At 60.3% G+C, this 17,041-nt stretch carries 19 protein-coding genes; 8 read left to right on the top strand and 11 right to left on the bottom strand.

The window, feature by feature from the left end:
- The first annotated feature begins 348 nt into the window (after positions 1-348).
- Positions 349-915 carry a dCTP deaminase gene (dcd, locus tag PPUTUW4_RS05895; RefSeq protein WP_007940589.1) on the top strand — a complete coding sequence of 189 codons (567 nt, stop codon included), beginning with the start codon at positions 349-351 and terminating at the stop codon, positions 913-915.
- Between the two features lie 107 nt (positions 916-1,022).
- Positions 1,023-1,232 carry a hypothetical protein gene (locus PPUTUW4_RS05900; protein ID WP_015093806.1) on the top strand — a complete coding sequence of 70 codons (210 nt, stop codon included), beginning with the start codon at positions 1,023-1,025 and terminating at the stop codon, positions 1,230-1,232.
- Between the two features lie 131 nt (positions 1,233-1,363).
- On the opposite strand, the gene PPUTUW4_RS05905 is transcribed toward PPUTUW4_RS05900, so the two are convergent.
- The 6 genes from PPUTUW4_RS05905 to PPUTUW4_RS05930 all read right to left on the bottom strand — a co-directional run bounded on the left by PPUTUW4_RS05905 (position 1,364) and on the right by PPUTUW4_RS05930 (position 8,419).
- Positions 1,364-2,128 (bottom strand): ATP-binding cassette domain-containing protein, encoded by a 765-nt coding sequence (locus tag PPUTUW4_RS05905; protein WP_015093807.1) that lies wholly within the window; start codon positions 2,126-2,128, stop codon positions 1,364-1,366.
- A 13-nt stretch (positions 2,129-2,141) separates the two neighbouring features.
- Entirely contained in the window at positions 2,142-3,260 is a 1,119-nt protein-coding gene (locus PPUTUW4_RS05910) for a succinylglutamate desuccinylase/aspartoacylase family protein (RefSeq protein ID WP_015093808.1), read from the bottom strand.
- A gap of 26 nt (positions 3,261-3,286) precedes the next feature.
- On the bottom strand, positions 3,287-3,997 hold the full coding sequence (locus tag PPUTUW4_RS05915) for an ABC transporter permease (protein WP_015093809.1): 711 nt from the start codon (positions 3,995-3,997) through the stop codon (positions 3,287-3,289).
- Complete coding sequence (locus PPUTUW4_RS05920; protein WP_015093810.1) at positions 3,994-4,722, bottom strand: ABC transporter permease; 729 nt, start codon at positions 4,720-4,722, stop codon at positions 3,994-3,996. Before PPUTUW4_RS05920 ends, PPUTUW4_RS05915 begins: the two co-directional genes overlap by 4 nt.
- A 56-nt stretch (positions 4,723-4,778) precedes the next feature.
- Complete coding sequence (locus PPUTUW4_RS05925) at positions 4,779-5,561, bottom strand: transporter substrate-binding domain-containing protein (protein WP_015093811.1); 783 nt, start codon at positions 5,559-5,561, stop codon at positions 4,779-4,781.
- A 407-nt stretch (positions 5,562-5,968) separates the two neighbouring features.
- Positions 5,969-8,419, bottom strand: a complete 2,451-nt coding sequence (locus tag PPUTUW4_RS05930; protein ID WP_015093812.1) for a penicillin acylase family protein — start codon at positions 8,417-8,419, stop codon at positions 5,969-5,971.
- Positions 8,420-8,654: 235 nt separating this feature from the next.
- Between PPUTUW4_RS05930 and PPUTUW4_RS05935 the strand changes: the two genes are divergently transcribed.
- Complete coding sequence (locus PPUTUW4_RS05935; protein ID WP_015093813.1) at positions 8,655-9,212, top strand: cysteine hydrolase family protein; 558 nt, start codon at positions 8,655-8,657, stop codon at positions 9,210-9,212.
- A gap of 171 nt (positions 9,213-9,383) precedes the next feature.
- Here PPUTUW4_RS05935 and PPUTUW4_RS05940 read toward each other — a convergent pair whose 3' ends face one another.
- From PPUTUW4_RS05940 to PPUTUW4_RS05955, 4 genes are all read right to left on the bottom strand, one after another.
- On the bottom strand, positions 9,384-9,596 hold the full coding sequence (locus PPUTUW4_RS05940) for an SEC-C metal-binding domain-containing protein (protein ID WP_015093814.1): 213 nt from the start codon (positions 9,594-9,596) through the stop codon (positions 9,384-9,386).
- Entirely contained in the window at positions 9,593-10,087 is a 495-nt protein-coding gene (locus PPUTUW4_RS05945) for an LEA type 2 family protein (protein WP_015093815.1), read from the bottom strand. Before PPUTUW4_RS05945 ends, PPUTUW4_RS05940 begins: the two co-directional genes overlap by 4 nt.
- An 87-nt stretch (positions 10,088-10,174) precedes the next feature.
- Positions 10,175-10,651: a YchJ family protein gene (locus tag PPUTUW4_RS05950; protein ID WP_015093816.1), complete on the bottom strand. Its 477-nt coding sequence runs from the start codon at positions 10,649-10,651 to the stop codon at positions 10,175-10,177.
- 4 nt (positions 10,652-10,655) lie between these two features.
- Positions 10,656-11,153, bottom strand: coding sequence for a DUF6231 family protein (locus PPUTUW4_RS05955; protein WP_007971634.1), 498 nt, complete (start codon positions 11,151-11,153; stop codon positions 10,656-10,658).
- A gap of 189 nt (positions 11,154-11,342) precedes the next feature.
- Between PPUTUW4_RS05955 and PPUTUW4_RS05960 the strand changes: the two genes are divergently transcribed.
- From PPUTUW4_RS05960 to PPUTUW4_RS05975, 4 genes are all read left to right on the top strand, one after another.
- The gene (locus PPUTUW4_RS05960) at positions 11,343-12,032 is read left to right on the top strand and encodes an OmpA family protein (protein WP_015093817.1); all 690 of its coding nucleotides are present in this window, start codon (positions 11,343-11,345) and stop codon (positions 12,030-12,032) included.
- A 91-nt stretch (positions 12,033-12,123) separates the two neighbouring features.
- Positions 12,124-12,831, top strand: a complete 708-nt coding sequence (locus PPUTUW4_RS05965) for an OmpA family protein (RefSeq protein WP_015093818.1) — start codon at positions 12,124-12,126, stop codon at positions 12,829-12,831.
- A 148-nt stretch (positions 12,832-12,979) separates the two neighbouring features.
- Complete coding sequence (locus tag PPUTUW4_RS05970; protein ID WP_015093819.1) at positions 12,980-13,258, top strand: DUF1145 domain-containing protein; 279 nt, start codon at positions 12,980-12,982, stop codon at positions 13,256-13,258.
- Positions 13,251-14,009 (top strand): collagen-like protein, encoded by a 759-nt coding sequence (locus PPUTUW4_RS05975; protein WP_015093820.1) that lies wholly within the window; start codon positions 13,251-13,253, stop codon positions 14,007-14,009. Before PPUTUW4_RS05970 ends, PPUTUW4_RS05975 begins: the two co-directional genes overlap by 8 nt.
- A 234-nt stretch (positions 14,010-14,243) precedes the next feature.
- On the opposite strand, the gene PPUTUW4_RS05980 is transcribed toward PPUTUW4_RS05975, so the two are convergent.
- Positions 14,244-14,708, bottom strand: a complete 465-nt coding sequence (locus PPUTUW4_RS05980; RefSeq protein ID WP_015093821.1) for a CopD family protein — start codon at positions 14,706-14,708, stop codon at positions 14,244-14,246.
- Between the two features lie 99 nt (positions 14,709-14,807).
- Here PPUTUW4_RS05980 and dinG point away from each other — a divergent pair, with 99 nt between their 5' ends.
- Complete coding sequence (gene dinG, locus PPUTUW4_RS05985; RefSeq protein ID WP_007971623.1) at positions 14,808-16,952, top strand: ATP-dependent DNA helicase DinG; 2,145 nt, start codon at positions 14,808-14,810, stop codon at positions 16,950-16,952.
- Positions 16,953-17,041: the final 89 nt, after the last annotated feature.

Raw genomic sequence — 17,041 nt, forward strand, 5'->3', positions numbered from 1 at the left:
AACTCCTTGAACAAAGATAACTGCGACTCAGGAAGAACCCTGGCCGAGACTGAGTGCAAAGAGCAGGAAAAATTCTTGTAGATGGTTGGATCGAAATTCAACATATCGTGTAGAGATTCTCAGTGACACAAGCAGCACAGTGACGCCACCTTAACCCTTTTTCCGGGACGTGCCAATGCTTCTTGCGAAGGTTTCTCTGTTTTAAGGATCGGCGGTGTGACGGTTCGTCGCCAATGCGCGTAATTCCTGCCTGTTCAGTGAGAATTGCACCCCGGACTTTGAACCCGGCGGCGCGCCCGGTAAGATGCCGGACAGAATTTTTCGACCTCGCAATTCAGGACACCCGCCATGAGCATCAAATCGGACAAGTGGATTCGCCGCATGGCGCAGGAACACGGCATGATCGAGCCTTTCGTCGAGCGCCAGATGCGCGGCAGCGACGATAGCCGTGTGATCTCCTATGGCGTGTCGAGCTACGGCTACGACGTGCGTTGCACCAATCATTTCAAGGTGTTCACCAACATCAATTCGGCCATCGTCGACCCGAAGAACTTCGATGCCGGCAGTTTCGTCGACATCCACAGCGACGTGTGCATCATTCCGCCGAATTCCTTTGCCCTGGCCAGCACCGTCGAATACTTCCGCATTCCGCGCAATGTATTGACCATTTGCCTGGGTAAAAGCACTTACGCGCGCTGCGGCATCATCGTCAACGTCACGCCGCTCGAGCCTGAGTGGGAAGGTCACGTGACCCTGGAGTTCTCCAACACCACCAATCTGCCGGCGAAAATCTACGCCAACGAAGGCGTGGCGCAGATGCTGTTCCTTGAGTCGGACGAAGAGTGTGAAGTGTCCTACAAGGACCGTGGCGGCAAGTATCAGGGCCAGCGTGGCGTGACCCTGCCGCGCACCTGAGTCAACCGTCTGACAAATGTCGGGAATTCCTGGGCGGGGGTACACTCTATGGAGTGTACTGTTCCGATCCGCGCAAGGCGGGTCGGGCCATCGCCCAGGAGTGCCGAATGAAGATCGATCCGCGAATCAGTGCCGAACTGGCAAGGCTTGAACCCAATCAGGTTGGCGTTCTGGCCTGGTCCTTGTTGGCACATCCGCCCGTCAGCATGGCAGGGGGCATCCCCGGCCAGCCTGATCCTGATACCCCGAATGAACAGCCGATGGAACCTGGCGAACCTACTTTGCCGGATGAGCCACCGCCCGCGCCTGTTGTCTGATAGTTCAGACGCTATAGATCAAAAAAAGTGGGAGCGGGCTTGCTCGCGAAAGCGGTGTGTCAGGCGGCATGAATGCCACTGATACTCCGTCTTCGCGAGCAAGCCCGCTCCCACAGGTTTTTCTGTAGACGTTACTTCAGGTTGCCACTGAGGAACTGCTTCAACCGCTCGCTTTTCGGATTGCCCAGCACGTCTTCCGGCGCGCCTTCTTCCTCCACCAGACCCTGGTGCAGAAACAGTACCTGGCTCGATACCTTGCGGGCAAAGCTCATTTCGTGGGTCACCATGATCATGGTTCGGCCTTCTTCGGCCAGGCCCTGGATCACCTTGAGCACTTCGCCCACCAGTTCCGGGTCCAGCGCCGAGGTCGGTTCGTCGAACAGCATGACTTCCGGTTCCATGGCCAGTGCGCGGGCAATCGCCACCCGTTGTTGCTGGCCGCCGGACAGGAACGCCGGGTACTGGTCCGCCACACGGGAGGCCAGCCCTACCTTGTCGAGGTAGCGCCGGGCGCGGTCCTCGGCTTCTTTCCTGTCGCAGCCCAGCACCCGGCGCGGCGCCATGGTGATGTTTTCCAGCACCGTCATGTGGCTCCACAGGTTGAAGTGCTGGAACACCATGGCCAGGCGGGTGCGAATCCGCTGCAGTTCATCGGCATCGGCCACGTGCATGCCGTGGCGATCCTTGATCATGCGGATGTTCTGCCCGTCGAGGCTCATGGCGCCGTCGTTGGGTTGTTCCAGGAAGTTGATGCAACGCAGAAAGGTACTTTTACCCGAGCCACTGGCACCGATCAGGCTGATGACGTCGCCGGTGCTGGCCTTGAGCGAAACACCTTTGAGGACTTCATGGTCGCCATAGCTTTTATGCAGGCCTTCGATGGTCAATTTGTACATGGGGCGTGCATCCTCAAGGCGAAAGTAGATAGCCGCTGCGATAGGCTTCGGTGCCCGCGACGTGGGCGATCACCATGCCGGCAGTGGCCATGCGGCGCAGCGAGCGGGCGTACATCAGCCCGGCGGCGGAGCAGTGAACGGGAGTGACGCGGTCGTTGATCGGATCAATGACCTCGGCGATCAGTTGCCCCGCTTCCAGGTATTGCCCCGGCAGTGCGGTGAACACCAGCAGCCCGCCAGCAGGCGTGGCTACCGGTTCTACACCGGCCAGCGGTGTCGCCGGATAGGGCAGGTCGGGCAGGGGGGCGGATTCGCCGGCGATTGCGCCGTAATGGATCAGGTAATCGATCAGTGCCTGGCAATCACGGTTCGCCAGCGGATGATTGACGTCGCCCTGACCGCGCAATTCGACGGTCACCGAAAAACTGCCCGGTGGAATGTCGAAGTGTTCGCCGAAGCGCTCTTTCAACTGCCACCACAGCAGGGTGAAGCATTCATCGAACGACTGGCCGCCAGAGTCCGTCGCCAGCAGGCTGGCTTCGGCGCCGATGTAACGGGCCAGCGGTTCGACCTGCGGCCAGGCCTCCGGGGTGGTGTACAGATGCGCGACCGCTTCGAAGTCGCAATGCAGGTCGAGCACCATGTCGGCGTCGCAGGCCAGTCGTTGCAGGGTCAGGCGCTGGGATTGCAATTGGGTGTCGGCAGTCTGTCGGGCCAGCGCTTCGCGCAGGCTGCTGCGGATCAGTTGCTGGTTGCGCTGCGGATCGTCACCGAGCTTGCCCTCGATCGCGTTGCCGACCTCTTCACTGAGGTCGAGGAACCAGCGGTTGAAGTTCTGGCCGCTTTCCAGCTCGTAGCGGCCCAGTGGTACATCCATCAGCACCTGTTCCAGGCCCACCGGGTTGGCGATGGGCACGAGCACGATTTCGCTGCGCAGGCGACCGGCGGCTTCCAGCTCTGCCAGGCGTTGCTTGAGGTGCCAGGCCACCAGCATGCCGGGCATTTCGTCGGCGTGCAGAGAGGCCTGGATGTAGATCTTGCCGTTGGCCGGTTGTGGGCCGAAGTGAAAACTGTGGATCTGTCGTGCGGTCCCCGGCAGCGGGGCCAGCAGGTCATGTTTCTGGTGGCGCATCTGTTGTTCCTGAAGCAGATTGAGACCTAGTGGGTCGGCCCGAGGAAGGCCAGCCATCGGCGTTCGGCAAGGCGGAACAGGCCGACCAGCGCAAAAGTGACGGTCAGGTAGATCAGCGCGGCGATGCCGAATGACTGGAAGGTCAGGAATGTCGCCGAGTTGGCGTCCCGCGCGACTTTCAGGACGTCGGGGATGGTTGCGGTGAAGGCCACGGTGGTCGAGTGCAGCATCAGAATCACTTCGTTGCTGTAGTACGGCAACGAGCGACGCAGGGCCGACGGCATGATCACGTAGGCATACAGCTTCCAGCCTGTCAGGCCGTAAGCCTTGGCCGCTTCCACTTCACCGTGAGCCATGCTGCGGATTGCCCCGGCGAAAATCTCCGTGGTGTAGGCGCAGGTGTTCAGGGCAAAGGCCAGGATCGTGCAGTTCATCGCATCGCGAAAGAATGCGTCCAGTACTGGCTGGGCCCGAATGGCGGCCAGGCTGTAGATCCCCGTGTAACAGATCAGCAACTGGATATAGAGCGGCGTGCCACGGAACAGGTAGGTATAGAACTGCACCGGCCAACGGATGTAGAAGTTCGGCGATACACGGGCGATGGACAGCGGGATCGACACGATAAAACCGATGAGGATCGACGCGCTGAGCAGCCACATCGTCATGGCCAGGCCAGTGATGTTGTTGCCGTCGCTATAGAGAAAGGGTTTCCAGTACTCCTGCAGAAGTTCGATCATCGTACGGCCTCCCGGGTACCGGCGGAGTAACGACGCTCAAGCCAGCGCAGGATGAAGTTGGACGCGCTGGTGATCACCAGGTAGATCAATGCGGCAAGCACCAGGAAGTAAAACAGCTGATAGGTGCTTTTACCGGCGTCCTGGGCAGCCTTGACCAGGTCGGCGAGGCCGATGATCGACACCAGGGCGGTGGCCTTGAGCATCACCATCCAGTTATTGCCGATACCCGGCAGGGCATAACGCATCATTTGCGGGAACACCACGATCCAGAAACGCTGGCCGCGCTTGAGGCCATAGGCGGTGGCCGCTTCAACCTGACCCCGTGGGACGGCGAGGATCGCGCCACGGAAGGTTTCGGTGAAATACGCACCGTAAATGAAGCCCAGGGTAATGACCCCGGCACTGAACGGGTTGATCTCGATGTATTCCCATTCCATGTAATCGGTAAAGGAGGTCAGCCAGGTTTGCAGGCTGTAGAAGATCAACAGCATCAGGACCAGGTCCGGAACGCCGCGAATGAGGGTGGTGTAGAACTGGGCAGGCACGCGCATCAGTTTGACTTTTGACAGCTTGGCACTGGCGCCGAGCAGCCCGAGCAACACGGCCACCAACAGCGATAACGCCGACAACTTGATCGTCATCCAGGTGCCTTGCATCAGCAGCGGACCGAAGCCCTTGAGGCTGAAGGCAGAGAGCCCCAGATTTTCTAATAGGTTTTCGAACATAAATCAGCAACCTGATCGGATGAAAAAAGCGCCCATCGCAAGATGGGCGCCGGGCATTATTTGCCGCTGTACAGATTCAGATCGCCAAAGTGTTTCTTCTGAATGGTGGCGTAGGTGCCATCATCGTGTAACGCTTTGATACCTTTATCCAAAAGTGCTTTCAGCTCGGTGTTACCTTTCTTAATGCCGATCGCGGTTTTGGCTGGCAGCAGTTCGCTGTCGACTGGCTTGCTGACTTCGTAGCCTTCACCTTTTGGTGACTTCAAGAAACCCAGTTCGGCTTGCAGCATGTCCTGGATCGCTGCGTCGAGACGGCCGGAAGTCAGGTCGGAATACACCTGATCCTGATTCTGATAGGCCTGGGTTTTTACGCCGGCCTTGTCGAGAACGGCTTTGGCGTAGGCTTCCTGGATGGTGCCTTGCTCGTAGCCTACGGTTTTGCCCTTCAGCGAAGCGACGTCCTCGGTCAGGCCGGAGCCTTTCTTGAACACATAAGCGGTTGGGCCGGAGAACAGCTCGCTGGAGAAGTCGATGACTTTTTCACGGGCTTCGGTAACGGTCATCGACGAGATCACGCCGTCGAATTTGTTGGCTTTGAGGCCAGGGATCATGCCATCGAAGTCACTTTCGACCCACTTGCACTTGACCTTCAGTTCGGCGCAGATCGCGTTCCCCAGATCGATGTCGAAGCCTACCAGGCTGCCATCGGCCGCTTTCGACTCGAACGGTGCGTAGGAAGGGTCAACGCCGAAACGCAGTTCTTTGTATTCTTTCGCCATGGCGGAGCCAGCAGCCATGCACAATGCCAGTGCAGAAAGGGTCAGCAATGCTTTTTTCATTATTCAATCCCTAAAACCAATATGAGCGCTTGTGGCGCAGAATTATTGTTACTGGAAAGCGTAAGACATGTTGAAAGTAGCAATTTCCGAACCAGAGTGCCGAACAAGCGTTTTAAAAGGTGTCTGGAAATAACCGGAGACAGATTTATGCACGAAAACGGGCGCAGGGAAATGGCTGCACCAGTGCGACTCAAAAAGAAAAATATTTGAGGATGAATAGAGGGGTAGCTGAGCAGATTTGCAAGCACCTGTACCCTGGGGTTGCCAGCGGTAGATCGGCAGGCCAAAGGTCGACTCGGTGACTTGTCAGCTATGAGGTTGGCGCGGGGCGAGAAGTACTATCGGGCTTTATGAGTGGATGAAAACCAGTGTGGGAGCGAGCAAGCCTGCTCCCACAGGGTTCAGCGTTACTTGCCGGGTGTCAGTGTCAGTCGATTCTTGCCATAGGCGTTGTCGAAGTTCTGCGGTTGCATCGGCAGGCTCATGTACTGGCCCTTGAGCCAGGGTTCGATGCTGTTGAGGTAGTTCGCACTGGCCGGGTTGCCGGACTGACCGGTACCGTTCTGCGCCATCAGCGGTTCGGACTGGCCGAAGTCGACGATAAAGCGCATGGCGGGCGCCAGCGTGGTGTTGAAGTCCTGGCCCCAGGCGAACGCGGCGGTGTTGAGTGTGGTGTGATCGCCACCGGCCGGCAGCGGACCGCGTACCGTCTGGCCGCTGCCGTTCTTCCATTCATAGCGGTGCAGTTTGCCCCACTGCCAGGCTTTGTGATCGCCGCCCAACTGGCTGTCGCCTGCGCTGATCGCTGCAGCGAGGCTACGCGCGAGGATGGCCGGTTTGTCTTCTTTGTGTGCGGTGCGCACGTCATCCCAGAACGGGCTGTCCTCACGCCCGAGCAAGTGATCGGCCTGGGCTGCGTAGGACAACTTGCCATCGGCGACAAAGGCCTTCCACGCCGGACTGCTTTCCGGACCCAGTTCGTCGAGAAAGATCTGCCGGGTGCTTTCCTGCAGGAACAGTTCGTAGATGGCCGCATCGGTGGAAGTCGGGCTGAGCTTGCCATCGAACGCCATCAAGCGGCTGTAGGCTTCGTGTGCCTTGGCGCGATCGGCCGTCGGCAAGGCGTCGATGGCTTGTTTGAGCGGCTGGGCCATGCCTGGCGTTTCGAACATTTTTTTCAGCTTGGCAGCGAAGGTCGTGGTCTGGTCGTACTGCATGGCGATCAGGCTGCGGCTGTCGTGTTTGCCTGCGCCGGCCAGTTCGGCCAGACGCTCGCCGCGCTCCGGAGCGGCCCAGGAATTGGACAGCTGCATGCCGTAGCCATGGGGGATGACCCGCTGATTGGCGGTGCCGAGCCAGCCTTGGGCCGGGTCCTGGTCGTACGGGTGCAGCATCGGGTCGGCATAACCGTCCCAGTCATATCGACCTTCCCAACCCGGCGAGGGCAGCAGGCCTTCGCCTTCGCGGCGGTTCGGGTAGCGGCCGGTGACCTGCCAGCCGATGTGGCTGGCGTCGGCAAACACCAGGTTCAGTGCGATGGCGCGGATTTCGCGGCTGGCATCCGATGCTCTCTCGGCGCTCTGGGCGCGGGACAGGTCGAAGAACGCGTCCAGGGTCTTGTCGTCGGTGAAGTTCGGCATCTGCAAGGCCAGGCCGAAACCATTGACCAGCGTGGTGCCCTGGGCGCTGTTGAGCAGCGGGCCATGGCGGGTTTCGTACACCGCTTCGCGAATCGGCCGCTGGCCTTTGACGAAATAGGTTTCGTTGCGCACGATCGCCGGCTGCCACTTCCCGGCGTTTTCGTAGGCAAGTCCGTTGCCCTGGCGCTTGATCTTCTCCAGGAACAGGTCCTGGTTGTCGCCCATCACGGACGCCATGCTCCACGCCACTTTGCCATTGAAACCACCGAGCACCATCGGCAGGCCCGCGACGGTCACGCCGGACGCCTGATACTTCGGCGCGCGAATCTGCACGTAACTGAACAATGAAGGCACGCCCAGCGGGCCGTGACTGTCGCTGGCCAACAGGCTCTTGCCGCTGCGGCTGCGTTGCGCGGCGATGGCCCAGTTGTTCGACGAGGTGGCGCCCAGCAGGTTCAGGTCCGACAGTTGTCCCGTGGCTTTGCTGAGTACGGCCAGGCCCGGTACTTGCCCGTTGAGCTTGAGGCCCTGGAGTTTTTCGCTCTCGGCGACCGGCAGTTTTTCATCGGGGGCGGACGGCGTCAGCCACGCCAGTTTGTCGGTGGTGACGGTCTGGGCCAGTACCAGCGAGGAAATCTCTTCCGGCAGGTTGGTCGACTGGCTGAAGTTCAACAGGCAGAAAATCAGCGCCGAATCTTCCGGCTGCCAATATTCAGGCTGGTAGCCGGTGGCCGCGAGGTCCGCCGGCAGCTTGTCGCGGTAGCGGAAAAGGTAGGCGTTGACACCCCGCGCATAGACTTCGAAGAAACGCTTGAGGCGCGGCGAAGAGGCCTTGTACAACTCGCCGGCACTTTTCTTCAGGTTGACCGCCCGCATGTAACGGTCGGCATCGAGCAGGTCTGCACCGTGCATCTCGGCCAATCGACCCTGGGCCAGCAGGCGCAGGGTGACCATCTGCGTAATGCGGTCGCTGGCATGCACGTAACCGAGGGTGAACAGCGCGTCGTGGAAGCTGTTGCTTTCGATCAGCGGCATGCCCATGGCATTGCGGCGCACCGAAACGTTCTGCGCCAGGCCCTTGAGCGGCTGCACGCCGGAGGTCGGCGGGAGGGTGTCCTGGGCGTTGAAGTTCTGACAACCGGTCAGGCTCAAGACGCCCGCCACTGCTGCGGCAACGCCGAACCGGGGTAGAAAATGAGTAAGGGCTGGCGAGGCCATGGCAAAGCTCCTGCGGGGGGTAGAGGCGGTGGGGCGCAATAAAGGCGCTACGTTAGTGAGCGGGAGGTGGCCGCGCAAGCGGGGTACAAGGTTATTTCGGGATTTGTCAAAGATCGGCGTATCCCGGTAGGAGCTGCCGAAGGCTGCGATCTTTTGACTCTCAAGGGTGGCTTGTCAGCCGTAACCGGTGATGTTGAAGTGCGACACGGTCAACAATCCTGGGAGAAAAACCGGCATGGAGCTCAAGGCAAACGCGGCACTGATCATCATCGATCAACAAAAAGGCATCCTTCACCCCAGGCTTGGCCGCAGGAATAATCCTCAGGCCGAAGAGCGCATGCTGGAAATGCTCGGGCATTGGCGACGCACCGCTCGGCCGGTGATCCATGTGCAGCACCTGTCCCGCTCGGAGGACTCGGTGTTCTGGCCGCAGCAGTCGGGAGTGGAGTTTCAGGAGCGGTTCGCGCCGATGGCCGGTGAACGCTTGATCCAGAAGCAGGTGCCGGATGCGTTTTGTTCGACGGGGCTGGAGATGCAGTTGCGCGAGGCGGGGATCGGGCAGTTGATCATTGTGGGTGTCGCGACCCACAACTCGGTGGAGTCTACGGCGCGCACCGCGGGCAACCTGGGGTTTGATACCTGGGTGGCCGAGGATGCGTGCTTTACCTTCGACAAGGCTGACTTTTTTGGCCATGCCCATAGTGCCGAAGAGGTGCATGCGATGTCGCTGGGGAATCTGCATGGCGAGTATGCGACGGTGGTCAGCGCTGCCACCCTTCTGATGGATGACTGACAACTATTGTGGGAGCGGGCTTGCTCGCGAAGAGGGCCTCAGCTTCAACATCGTTTTTGCCTGACACACCGCTTTCGCGAGCAAGCCCGCTCCCACAAGGGAACTGCATTCACAGCACAGGTCTGCTCGCGAAGACGATTCAACAGGCGAAGCAAGTCTTCGCCCGAAGTATCAAGCGCCGTGGCACTTCTTGAATTTCTTGCCGTTGCCGCATGGGCACGGATCGTTGCGGCCGACGTCTTTCAGGGCATTGCGCACCGGTTCCTGGTGAGCGTGGCCACAGTTCGGGCCGTGGACATGGCCGTGGTCGTGATCATGGTGGTGATGGTCATGATCGTGATCGTGGTTGCAGTCAGGGCCGTGGACATGGGGTTGCTGGGTCATCGGTGTTGCTCCGGAATTAAATCGGCGGCGATTATCACGCCATTGCGCGCCAGGTGCACGTAGTGGGCGATGAATATACCGGTTTCCAGTTCACCTTCCAGACGATAGGGAATGGGTTGGTCGGATTTTTTCAGCAGTTTGGCCAGATCCCGGACCTTGGACCACAGGTTTGTGCGGATCGGCACCTTGAAGTAGGCACTGTGCCTGGGGCTGATGGTGAACCAGTGTTCGTACTCGCCGTCGGCCAGCAGTATGTCACCCAGGTGAACGCGGTACTCCAGACTGCGCACCGTCAGGTCGCTGTCGTTGGGGTTGTCGATGCGAAAATGCAGGAGGAATTTCTGTTCCAGCAGTTTGGCGCTGACCACTTCGACCTTCACCAGATGGACCTCGGGGTCCGGCAAGTCGTCGTCGAACCACGACGCACAGCCGCCAAGTCCCAATGTCAGGAACAGGGTAAGCAGACAGCGTGCGCAGCGGCGGATGATCATCGTGGAGTTTCTCCCTTGAGTCCCAGTCTAGACCCAAAGGATCGCAGCCTTCGACAGCTCCTGCGTGGTGGGCAGTCATTCCATGGACTAGCTGCTGAAGTAACCCGCGCAGCATTTCTTGAACTTCTGTCCACTGGCACACGGGCAGGGGTCATTGCGCCCGAGTTTGAGTGGCACGGTCGGGTCGATGAAATACCAGCGCCCGGTGTTCTGTACGAAGGATGAGCGCTCTCGATGGCTGTGCTCGCCACTACTGTCGTGCCACCGCGCGGTGAAGGTCACGAAAGCGTGTTCAGGCTGGCCACCCAGCACTTCGGAGCTTTCCACCTCAAGGCCCAGCCACGTACTTTGCGCACTCCAGTCACTGATCGATTGACGGTCCAGGCCGGCCTGTTGGGCGGGCAGGGTGGTGGCCACCAGATAGTCGACCAACCCCAGCACGTAGGCGCTGTAGCGCGAGCGCATCAAGGCTTCGGCGCACGGCGCCGGGTGTCCGGCATGGTAGTGACCGCAGCAGGCATCTAGCAGGGTGCCGCTGCCGCAAGGGCAAATGGATGTACTCATTGCTTTACCACCAGTATTTCCCGAAGTTTTCCGGATTGGCCCAGAAGCGCGAGTTGAGCCAGTCGGGGACTTGTTTGTATTCAAGCAGATCGTAGGTAAACAGGGTCAAGACCTGTTCGTCCCGCTGGAAGCGTTCGCTGGCTTGCAGGGCCAGGGAGAAAAAGTCGGTTTCCTGCCAGCCACAGGCCGGCAGATCCGCCAGCACGGCGATGCGGCTGGCGTTGAGGTTGCGGATGCCGCCCAACAGGTTCAGGCCGTCGCGCTTGGGCAAATGCTCCAGGCAATCGACCACCAGGGCCAGGTCGAATCGGCGGGCCGCCAACTCGTCGGGCAATGGGCCCGGGGCCGCGAAAGCCACGCAGCTGTCCGGGTGCGCGAGTTTGAATGCTTCCAGTGCCGGGAATTCGCTGGCGCCGATCAACAACAGGCGCGCGGGGGCATATCGGTCAAGTAAAGCGGCCAGTGCCTGCTGCGGCGTGCGTGAAGAAATACCTGCAATCATCGAAGATCCTCAATCAGATCTGCCAAGACTAGCCTGCCCGGCCGTTCGGGCCTAGAGCGGCTTGGCGACAAATGCGCCAAGCTGCCGTTAATGCCTTAATAAACAGCATGGCCTATTGCTGGCGGAGATTAATACTCGGGTCTTTACTACCTGAATCGGTTCTAAGCCGATCCTTCAGGAGAAAACTAGATGAGCATAGTTCGGACAGCATTACCCTTGGTTCTGCTAACCAGTGTGTTGACTGGTTGCGCAGGTTTGCAGAAAACCGACTGGCCGACCTGTGCGGCGGTTGGTGGTGTCGTGGGTGCGGGCCTCGGTGCGACCGAAAGCTCGGCATGGGCAGGGTATGGTGCTCTGCTCGTCGGCGGTACGGCAGCGGCTTATTGCTGGGTGCACGGTGATGGCGACGAAGACGGTGACGGTGTGCCGGATAGTCGCGACAAGTGCCCGGGCACGCCTAAAGGCGTTCAGGTCGATGCCAACGGTTGCCCACCACCAGCGCCTGTGGTCGAAGAAGTGGTTGTGGTCAAGGAAGAAACCATCGTCATCCGCGATGTTCACTTCCAGTTTGATAAAGCCACGCTTACCTCGTCCGACAAACAGGTCCTCGACAAGATTGCCACACGCCTGAAAGCCGAAGCCCCGACGGCTCAACTGACCGTAACCGGTCATACCGACAGCGTGGGCAGCGACGCCTACAACCAGAAACTGTCGGATAAACGCGCCCACTCGGTGGTTGAATACCTCATCGATCAAGGCGTACCTCGCAGCAACTTCGTGTCGGTGGTAGGTGCCGGTGAAAGCCAGCCGGTTGCGGACAACAAAACCGCTGACGGTCGTGCACAGAACCGTCGTACGGAAATCAAAATCGAGCGTTAAACGCCCCTCGCATCCGCGCCTTGTGCAGTCGCGGATGCGGGTCTTTACTCCTGTGTAACCGGTATGGGCCGGTGACACAGGAGCTTTCAATATGATCGTTCTCACAAGGACCGTCTTGCCGGTTCTGCTACTTGGTAGCCTCTTGACCGGCTGCGCGACCCACAGCGATGGCACTGCCCCCCTCAATCAACGAACCTGGCCAATCTGCAGCCTTATCGGCGGCCTGGTCGGCGGTGGTCTGGGCGCAATCGAGAGTGGTGCCTGGGCCGCGGGCGGGGCGGCGCTGGGTATCTTGTCCGGCGGCTTGATCTGCTATGCCCAGGATGGCGATGAAGACGGCGACGGCGTTTTCGACCGGCGCGACCGTTGCGCTGATACTCCCGCCAATACCTCGGCCGACCATCGCGGTTGCCCGGTGCCGCAGTACCCGGACCGCGTCCAGACCGAGCCTGCGCAAACCCAAGTCATTACGCTGAGCGATCTACTGTTTGTCTTCAATCAATCCGACCTGACCCCGACGGCCAAGAGTCAACTGGATGCGTTGATGAGCCAGTTCCTGGATGCCGATGTGGTCAGCATCAAAGTAGTTGGCCATACCGACAGCGTCGGTTCGGATGCCTATAACCAGGCCTTGTCGGAGCGACGCGCCAGCAGCGTGGCGGAATACTTGATCAGCCAGGGTGTGGCGCCGAACAAAGTCACCAGCGAAGGCAGGGGCGAAAGTCAGCCGATTGCCGACAATGAAACGGACGAAGGTCGTGCGAAAAACCGTCGAGTGGAACTGCATATAAACCGTTGAGCCAAGAGATAGAGCCGTCAAGCGACAGCTGTTTGCGCTGCGACGGCCGTTCGGCGGCCTTCATGAAGAATTTTTTGTTGCCCTCTGGCTTATCCCGCGCGGAAGCCGTTACTGTGCGCCCAAACAATAATTCTCATCGGGGGAGCGTATGAAAGTCTTATGGGGGCTGGGGCGGTTATTGACCCTGCTGTTCTGGTTGGTGGTGCTGGTCAATCAGCTCACGCCATTTGTCTTTCCGCTGCACCTGTTGGTCAATCTGGCCGGCGGCCTGTTGGGGTTCATCCATCTTCTGGAAGCACTGTTGTGCTATCGCAGCCTGCGAGGTCGCGCCCATCCCTGGCTTGACCGCCTGAAGATCGTCATTTTCGGTGTATTCCACCTGCAAACCATTCCAGCCCCCGGCGCTTCGAAGGCTTCCCATGCGTAAACTCTGTCTGCTCGCTGCACTCATCAGTCCATTGGCCAGCGCACAGGTGGTGAGTGTCGAACCCAACTCGCTGATGCGCTTGCCCAACACCGCCAGCACCCTGCAACTGGAACGTCTGGAAGTGGCCGATTACGGCACTTTGCTGATTCCTTCGAACGTCACCGAAGTCACCGTGGGTGAGTTGCATCTGGGACGTGAAGCGCGCATCGCCATTGTGCCGGGAGAGCAGGCGCTGGCGCTGAAGGTCCGTCGCGCTGATTTGTCCGAAGGCAGCCAGATCACCGCGCGTGGCGCGCCCGGGACCTATCAGAAAGCCGCCCGCTCCGGGCGCAATCTTGATTTGCAGATCAGGACACTGAATGCACCGCAATTGTTGGTGGACGCACGAGGCGGCGCAGGCGCACCGGGATTTGTCGGCCTGGATGGCGCCAACGGTCAGGACCCTGGCTGCACCTGGGGCCAGGCCGGTCGCGGTGCCGATGGCAGTGATGGCAGCAATGGTCAACCGGGCGCACCGGGTGCGTTGGTCAGGCTGGCAGTGCCCCACGACTTTCCGGCAGACCGGATCAAGGTGCAGGTGGCTGGCGGTGCCGGTGGCCTGGCCGGCCCGGGCGGCAAACCGGGGGCGGGCGGCAAGGCCAAGGGCTGCCTGGTCTACAAGGCCGATGGCGGCAAGAGCGGCAAACCTGGCGCCGACGGGCAGCCGGGGTCTGACGGTGCGGCGGGTTCGGTGACTGTGCAGCGTTTGTAAGAAACGCCAAGAACCCGTGGCGAGGGGTCTTGCCTGTGGTGAGGGGGCTTGCCTGTGGCGAGGGGGCTTGCCTGTGGCGAGGGGGCTTGCCCCCGTTGGGCCGCGAAGCGGCCCCAATTCCGGCAATCACAATACTGCTGAAGGTTATCGGTGTCTGGTTTTACGACTGCTTCGCAGCCGAACGGGGCGGTGCGGCGATCCGACAAGCCCCCTCGCCACAAAAGCGCTTTAGATTCAAAACATCGGTCGAGCCGCCGCAATCGCCACCACAGCCAACCCCACCAACAGATTGATCCCCACCAACCGGCGAATCCGCCCCAGCACGCCAGCACCCGCCGGCCAATCCTGTTCGGCCACGGCGGTGCGCAGCTCCGGCAGCATCAGCGCCTGAATGCGGATAAACAGCGCGGTCATTACCACATACAGGCCCATCATCACTTGCACATAGCGCGGTGCGGCTTCAAAGCCGTTGAAGTGCATATGCAGCATGCCCACGCCGCTGACCGGCAACAGCACCACCGCCACCCAGACCCAGCGGAAAAAACCTTGAAACACTTCTACCCATAACTTCAGCCGGGCAGGGCCTTCAAGTGCCGTGATTGCGGCGGGGCGCAGGACCATCCAGGCGAAAAACATGCCGCCGACCCAGACCAGGGTAGCCAGTACATGCAGGCTATATATGAGGCTAAAAGGTGTCATTCGGGTACTCCGTTCTGCGCGGGATTCATTAGCGGGGTATGATAGCCGTCGAACCGAACCACTGAAAATTTATCCAGCGTTTTTTGCGCCCGACAATCCATGATCAGCACCGAACTCAAAACCACGATCCAGGGCGCCTACTCGCGTTTTCTCGAAGCCAAGAGCCTCAAGCCGCGCTACGGCCAACGCCTGATGATCGCCGAAATCGCCAAGGTCCTGGGTGACATCGACACCGACGACGAAGGCCGGCGCAGTGGCGACCCCGCGATTGTCGCGGTGGAAGCCGGCACCGGTACCGGCAAGACCGTGGCCTATAGCCTGGCGGCGATTCCCACGGCCAAGGCCGCCGGCAAGCGCCTGGTGATCGCCACGGCCACCGTGGCCCTCCAGGAGCAGATCGTCTACAAGGACTTGCCCGACCTGATGCGCAACAGCGGGCTGAACTTCAGCTTCGCCCTGGCCAAGGGGCGCGGGCGCTACATGTGCCTGTCCAAACTCGACATGTTGCTCCAGGAAGGCCACGCACAGACTGCCACTGCGCAACTGTTCGAAGAAGAAGGATTCAAGATCGAGGTCGATGAGGCCAGCCAGAAGCTGTTCACCAGCATGATCGAGAAGCTCGCCGGCAATAAGTGGGACGGCGACCGCGACAGTTGGTCCACCGCCCTGGAAGACGCCGACTGGGCGCGCCTGACCACCGATCACAGCCAGTGCACCAACCGTCATTGCCCGAACTTCGGCCAGTGCGCTTTCTACAAGGCCCGCGAAGGCATGGGCAAGGTCGACGTGATCGTCACCAACCATGACATGGTCCTGGCCGACCTGGCCCTGGGCGGCGGCGCCGTACTGCCGGACCCGCGCGACACCATCTACGTCTTCGACGAAGGCCATCACCTGCCGGACAAGGCCATCGGCCACTTCGCCCATTACACGCGCCTGCGCTCCACCGCCGACTGGCTGGAAACCACCGCCAAGAACCTCACCAAATTGCTGGCCCAGCACCCGTTGCCGGGCGACCTGGGCAAGTTGATCGAGCAGGTGCCGGAGCTGGCGCGGGAGATCAAGACCCAGCAGCAATTCATGTTCACCGCGTGCGAGCAGATTGCCGACTTCAAACCCGGCGAAGATGTTGAAGGCCGCGAGCGCCCGCGTCACCGATTCGTCGGCGGGGTGATTCCCGAGCACATGCGTGAAATGGGCATCGAACTGAAGAAAGGCTTCGCTCGGCTGACCGACTTGTTCACCCGCCTGACCGACCTGCTCAAGGAGGGTATGGACGGCGAGGTCAACATTGGCATCGCCAGCAACCAGGCTGAGGAGTGGTACCCGCTGTTCGGCAGCCTGCTGTCGCGCTCTTCCGGCAACTGGGAGCTGTGGACCGCCTTCACCGTCGAAGACCCGGAAGACAACCCGCCCATGGCTCGCTGGCTGACCCTGGCCGAAAGCGGTTCGCTGTTCGATATCGAGGTCAACGCCAGTCCCATCCTCGCGGCGGAAATGCTTCGGCGCAACCTGTGGAACGTGGCGTATGGCTGCCTGGTGACGTCGGCGACCTTGACCGCCCTTGGTACCTTCGATCGCTTCCGCATGCGCGCCGGACTGCCGAAAAAAGCCGTGACGGCGGTGGTGCCGAGCCCCTTCCATCATGCCGACGCCGGTGTGCTGCGGGTGCCGAACCTGAACGCCGATCCCCGTGATGCAGCGGCACATACCGCCGCGATCATTCGTGATCTGCCGGAACTGGTCGAGGGCTCGCGGGGCACGCTGGTGCTGTTTTCCTCGCGCAAACAGATGCAGGACGTGTTCGATGGCCTGGACCGCGACTGGCGCAAGCAAGTGTTCATTCAGGGCAACCTGTCGAAGCAGGAAACCCTGAACAAGCACAAGGCGCGGGTCGATGGCGGGGATTCCAGCGTGCTGTTCGGCCTGGCGAGCTTCGCCGAAGGGGTCGACTTGCCCGGTGCCTATTGCGAGCACGTGGTCATTGCCAAGATTCCATTCTCGGTACCCGATGATCCCGTCGAAGCGGCGCTGTCGGAATGGATCGAAGCACGGGGCGGCAATCCGTTCATGGAAATCTCCGTACCGGACGCTTCGCTGAAACTGGTCCAGGCCTGCGGTCGCTTGCTGCGCACCGAAGAAGACCGCGGCACCATCACCTTGCTCGACCGGCGCCTGGTGACCCAGCGCTATGGCAAAGCCATCCTCAACGCGTTGCCGCCGTTCCGTCGAGAAATTTCCTGAAGCACCGGTGGGCAGTTTTGCCCACCGCGTTGTCTATCTCTCTGCCACCGCTTTTTCACTGGCCCATTGAGGTCGTTAGGGAGAATTTC

Source organism: Pseudomonas sp. UW4 (assembly GCF_000316175.1).
Taxonomy (GTDB): domain Bacteria; phylum Pseudomonadota; class Gammaproteobacteria; order Pseudomonadales; family Pseudomonadaceae; genus Aquipseudomonas; species Aquipseudomonas laurylsulfatiphila.

Bases quoted from the DNA above. Each gene is read 5' to 3' on its own strand.
- dcd (WP_007940589.1), top strand. From the start codon at position 349: ATGAGCATCAAATCGGACAAGTGGATTCGCCGCATGGCGCAGGAACAC.
- PPUTUW4_RS05900 (WP_015093806.1), top strand. From the start codon at position 1,023: ATGAAGATCGATCCGCGAATCAGTGCCGAACTGGCAAGGCTTGAACCC.
- PPUTUW4_RS05905 (WP_015093807.1), bottom strand. From the start codon at position 2,128: ATGTACAAATTGACCATCGAAGGCCTGCATAAAAGCTATGGCGACCAT.
- PPUTUW4_RS05910 (WP_015093808.1), bottom strand. From the start codon at position 3,260: ATGCGCCACCAGAAACATGACCTGCTGGCCCCGCTGCCGGGGACCGCA.
- PPUTUW4_RS05915 (WP_015093809.1), bottom strand. From the start codon at position 3,997: ATGATCGAACTTCTGCAGGAGTACTGGAAACCCTTTCTCTATAGCGAC.
- PPUTUW4_RS05920 (WP_015093810.1), bottom strand. From the start codon at position 4,722: ATGTTCGAAAACCTATTAGAAAATCTGGGGCTCTCTGCCTTCAGCCTC.
- PPUTUW4_RS05925 (WP_015093811.1), bottom strand. From the start codon at position 5,561: ATGAAAAAAGCATTGCTGACCCTTTCTGCACTGGCATTGTGCATGGCT.
- PPUTUW4_RS05930 (WP_015093812.1), bottom strand. From the start codon at position 8,419: ATGGCCTCGCCAGCCCTTACTCATTTTCTACCCCGGTTCGGCGTTGCC.
- PPUTUW4_RS05935 (WP_015093813.1), top strand. From the start codon at position 8,655: ATGGAGCTCAAGGCAAACGCGGCACTGATCATCATCGATCAACAAAAA.
- PPUTUW4_RS05940 (WP_015093814.1), bottom strand. From the start codon at position 9,596: ATGACCCAGCAACCCCATGTCCACGGCCCTGACTGCAACCACGATCAC.
- PPUTUW4_RS05945 (WP_015093815.1), bottom strand. From the start codon at position 10,087: ATGATCATCCGCCGCTGCGCACGCTGTCTGCTTACCCTGTTCCTGACA.
- PPUTUW4_RS05950 (WP_015093816.1), bottom strand. From the start codon at position 10,651: ATGAGTACATCCATTTGCCCTTGCGGCAGCGGCACCCTGCTAGATGCC.
- PPUTUW4_RS05955 (WP_007971634.1), bottom strand. From the start codon at position 11,153: ATGATTGCAGGTATTTCTTCACGCACGCCGCAGCAGGCACTGGCCGCT.
- PPUTUW4_RS05960 (WP_015093817.1), top strand. From the start codon at position 11,343: ATGAGCATAGTTCGGACAGCATTACCCTTGGTTCTGCTAACCAGTGTG.
- PPUTUW4_RS05965 (WP_015093818.1), top strand. From the start codon at position 12,124: ATGATCGTTCTCACAAGGACCGTCTTGCCGGTTCTGCTACTTGGTAGC.
- PPUTUW4_RS05970 (WP_015093819.1), top strand. From the start codon at position 12,980: ATGAAAGTCTTATGGGGGCTGGGGCGGTTATTGACCCTGCTGTTCTGG.
- PPUTUW4_RS05975 (WP_015093820.1), top strand. From the start codon at position 13,251: ATGCGTAAACTCTGTCTGCTCGCTGCACTCATCAGTCCATTGGCCAGC.
- PPUTUW4_RS05980 (WP_015093821.1), bottom strand. From the start codon at position 14,708: ATGACACCTTTTAGCCTCATATATAGCCTGCATGTACTGGCTACCCTG.
- dinG (WP_007971623.1), top strand. From the start codon at position 14,808: ATGATCAGCACCGAACTCAAAACCACGATCCAGGGCGCCTACTCGCGT.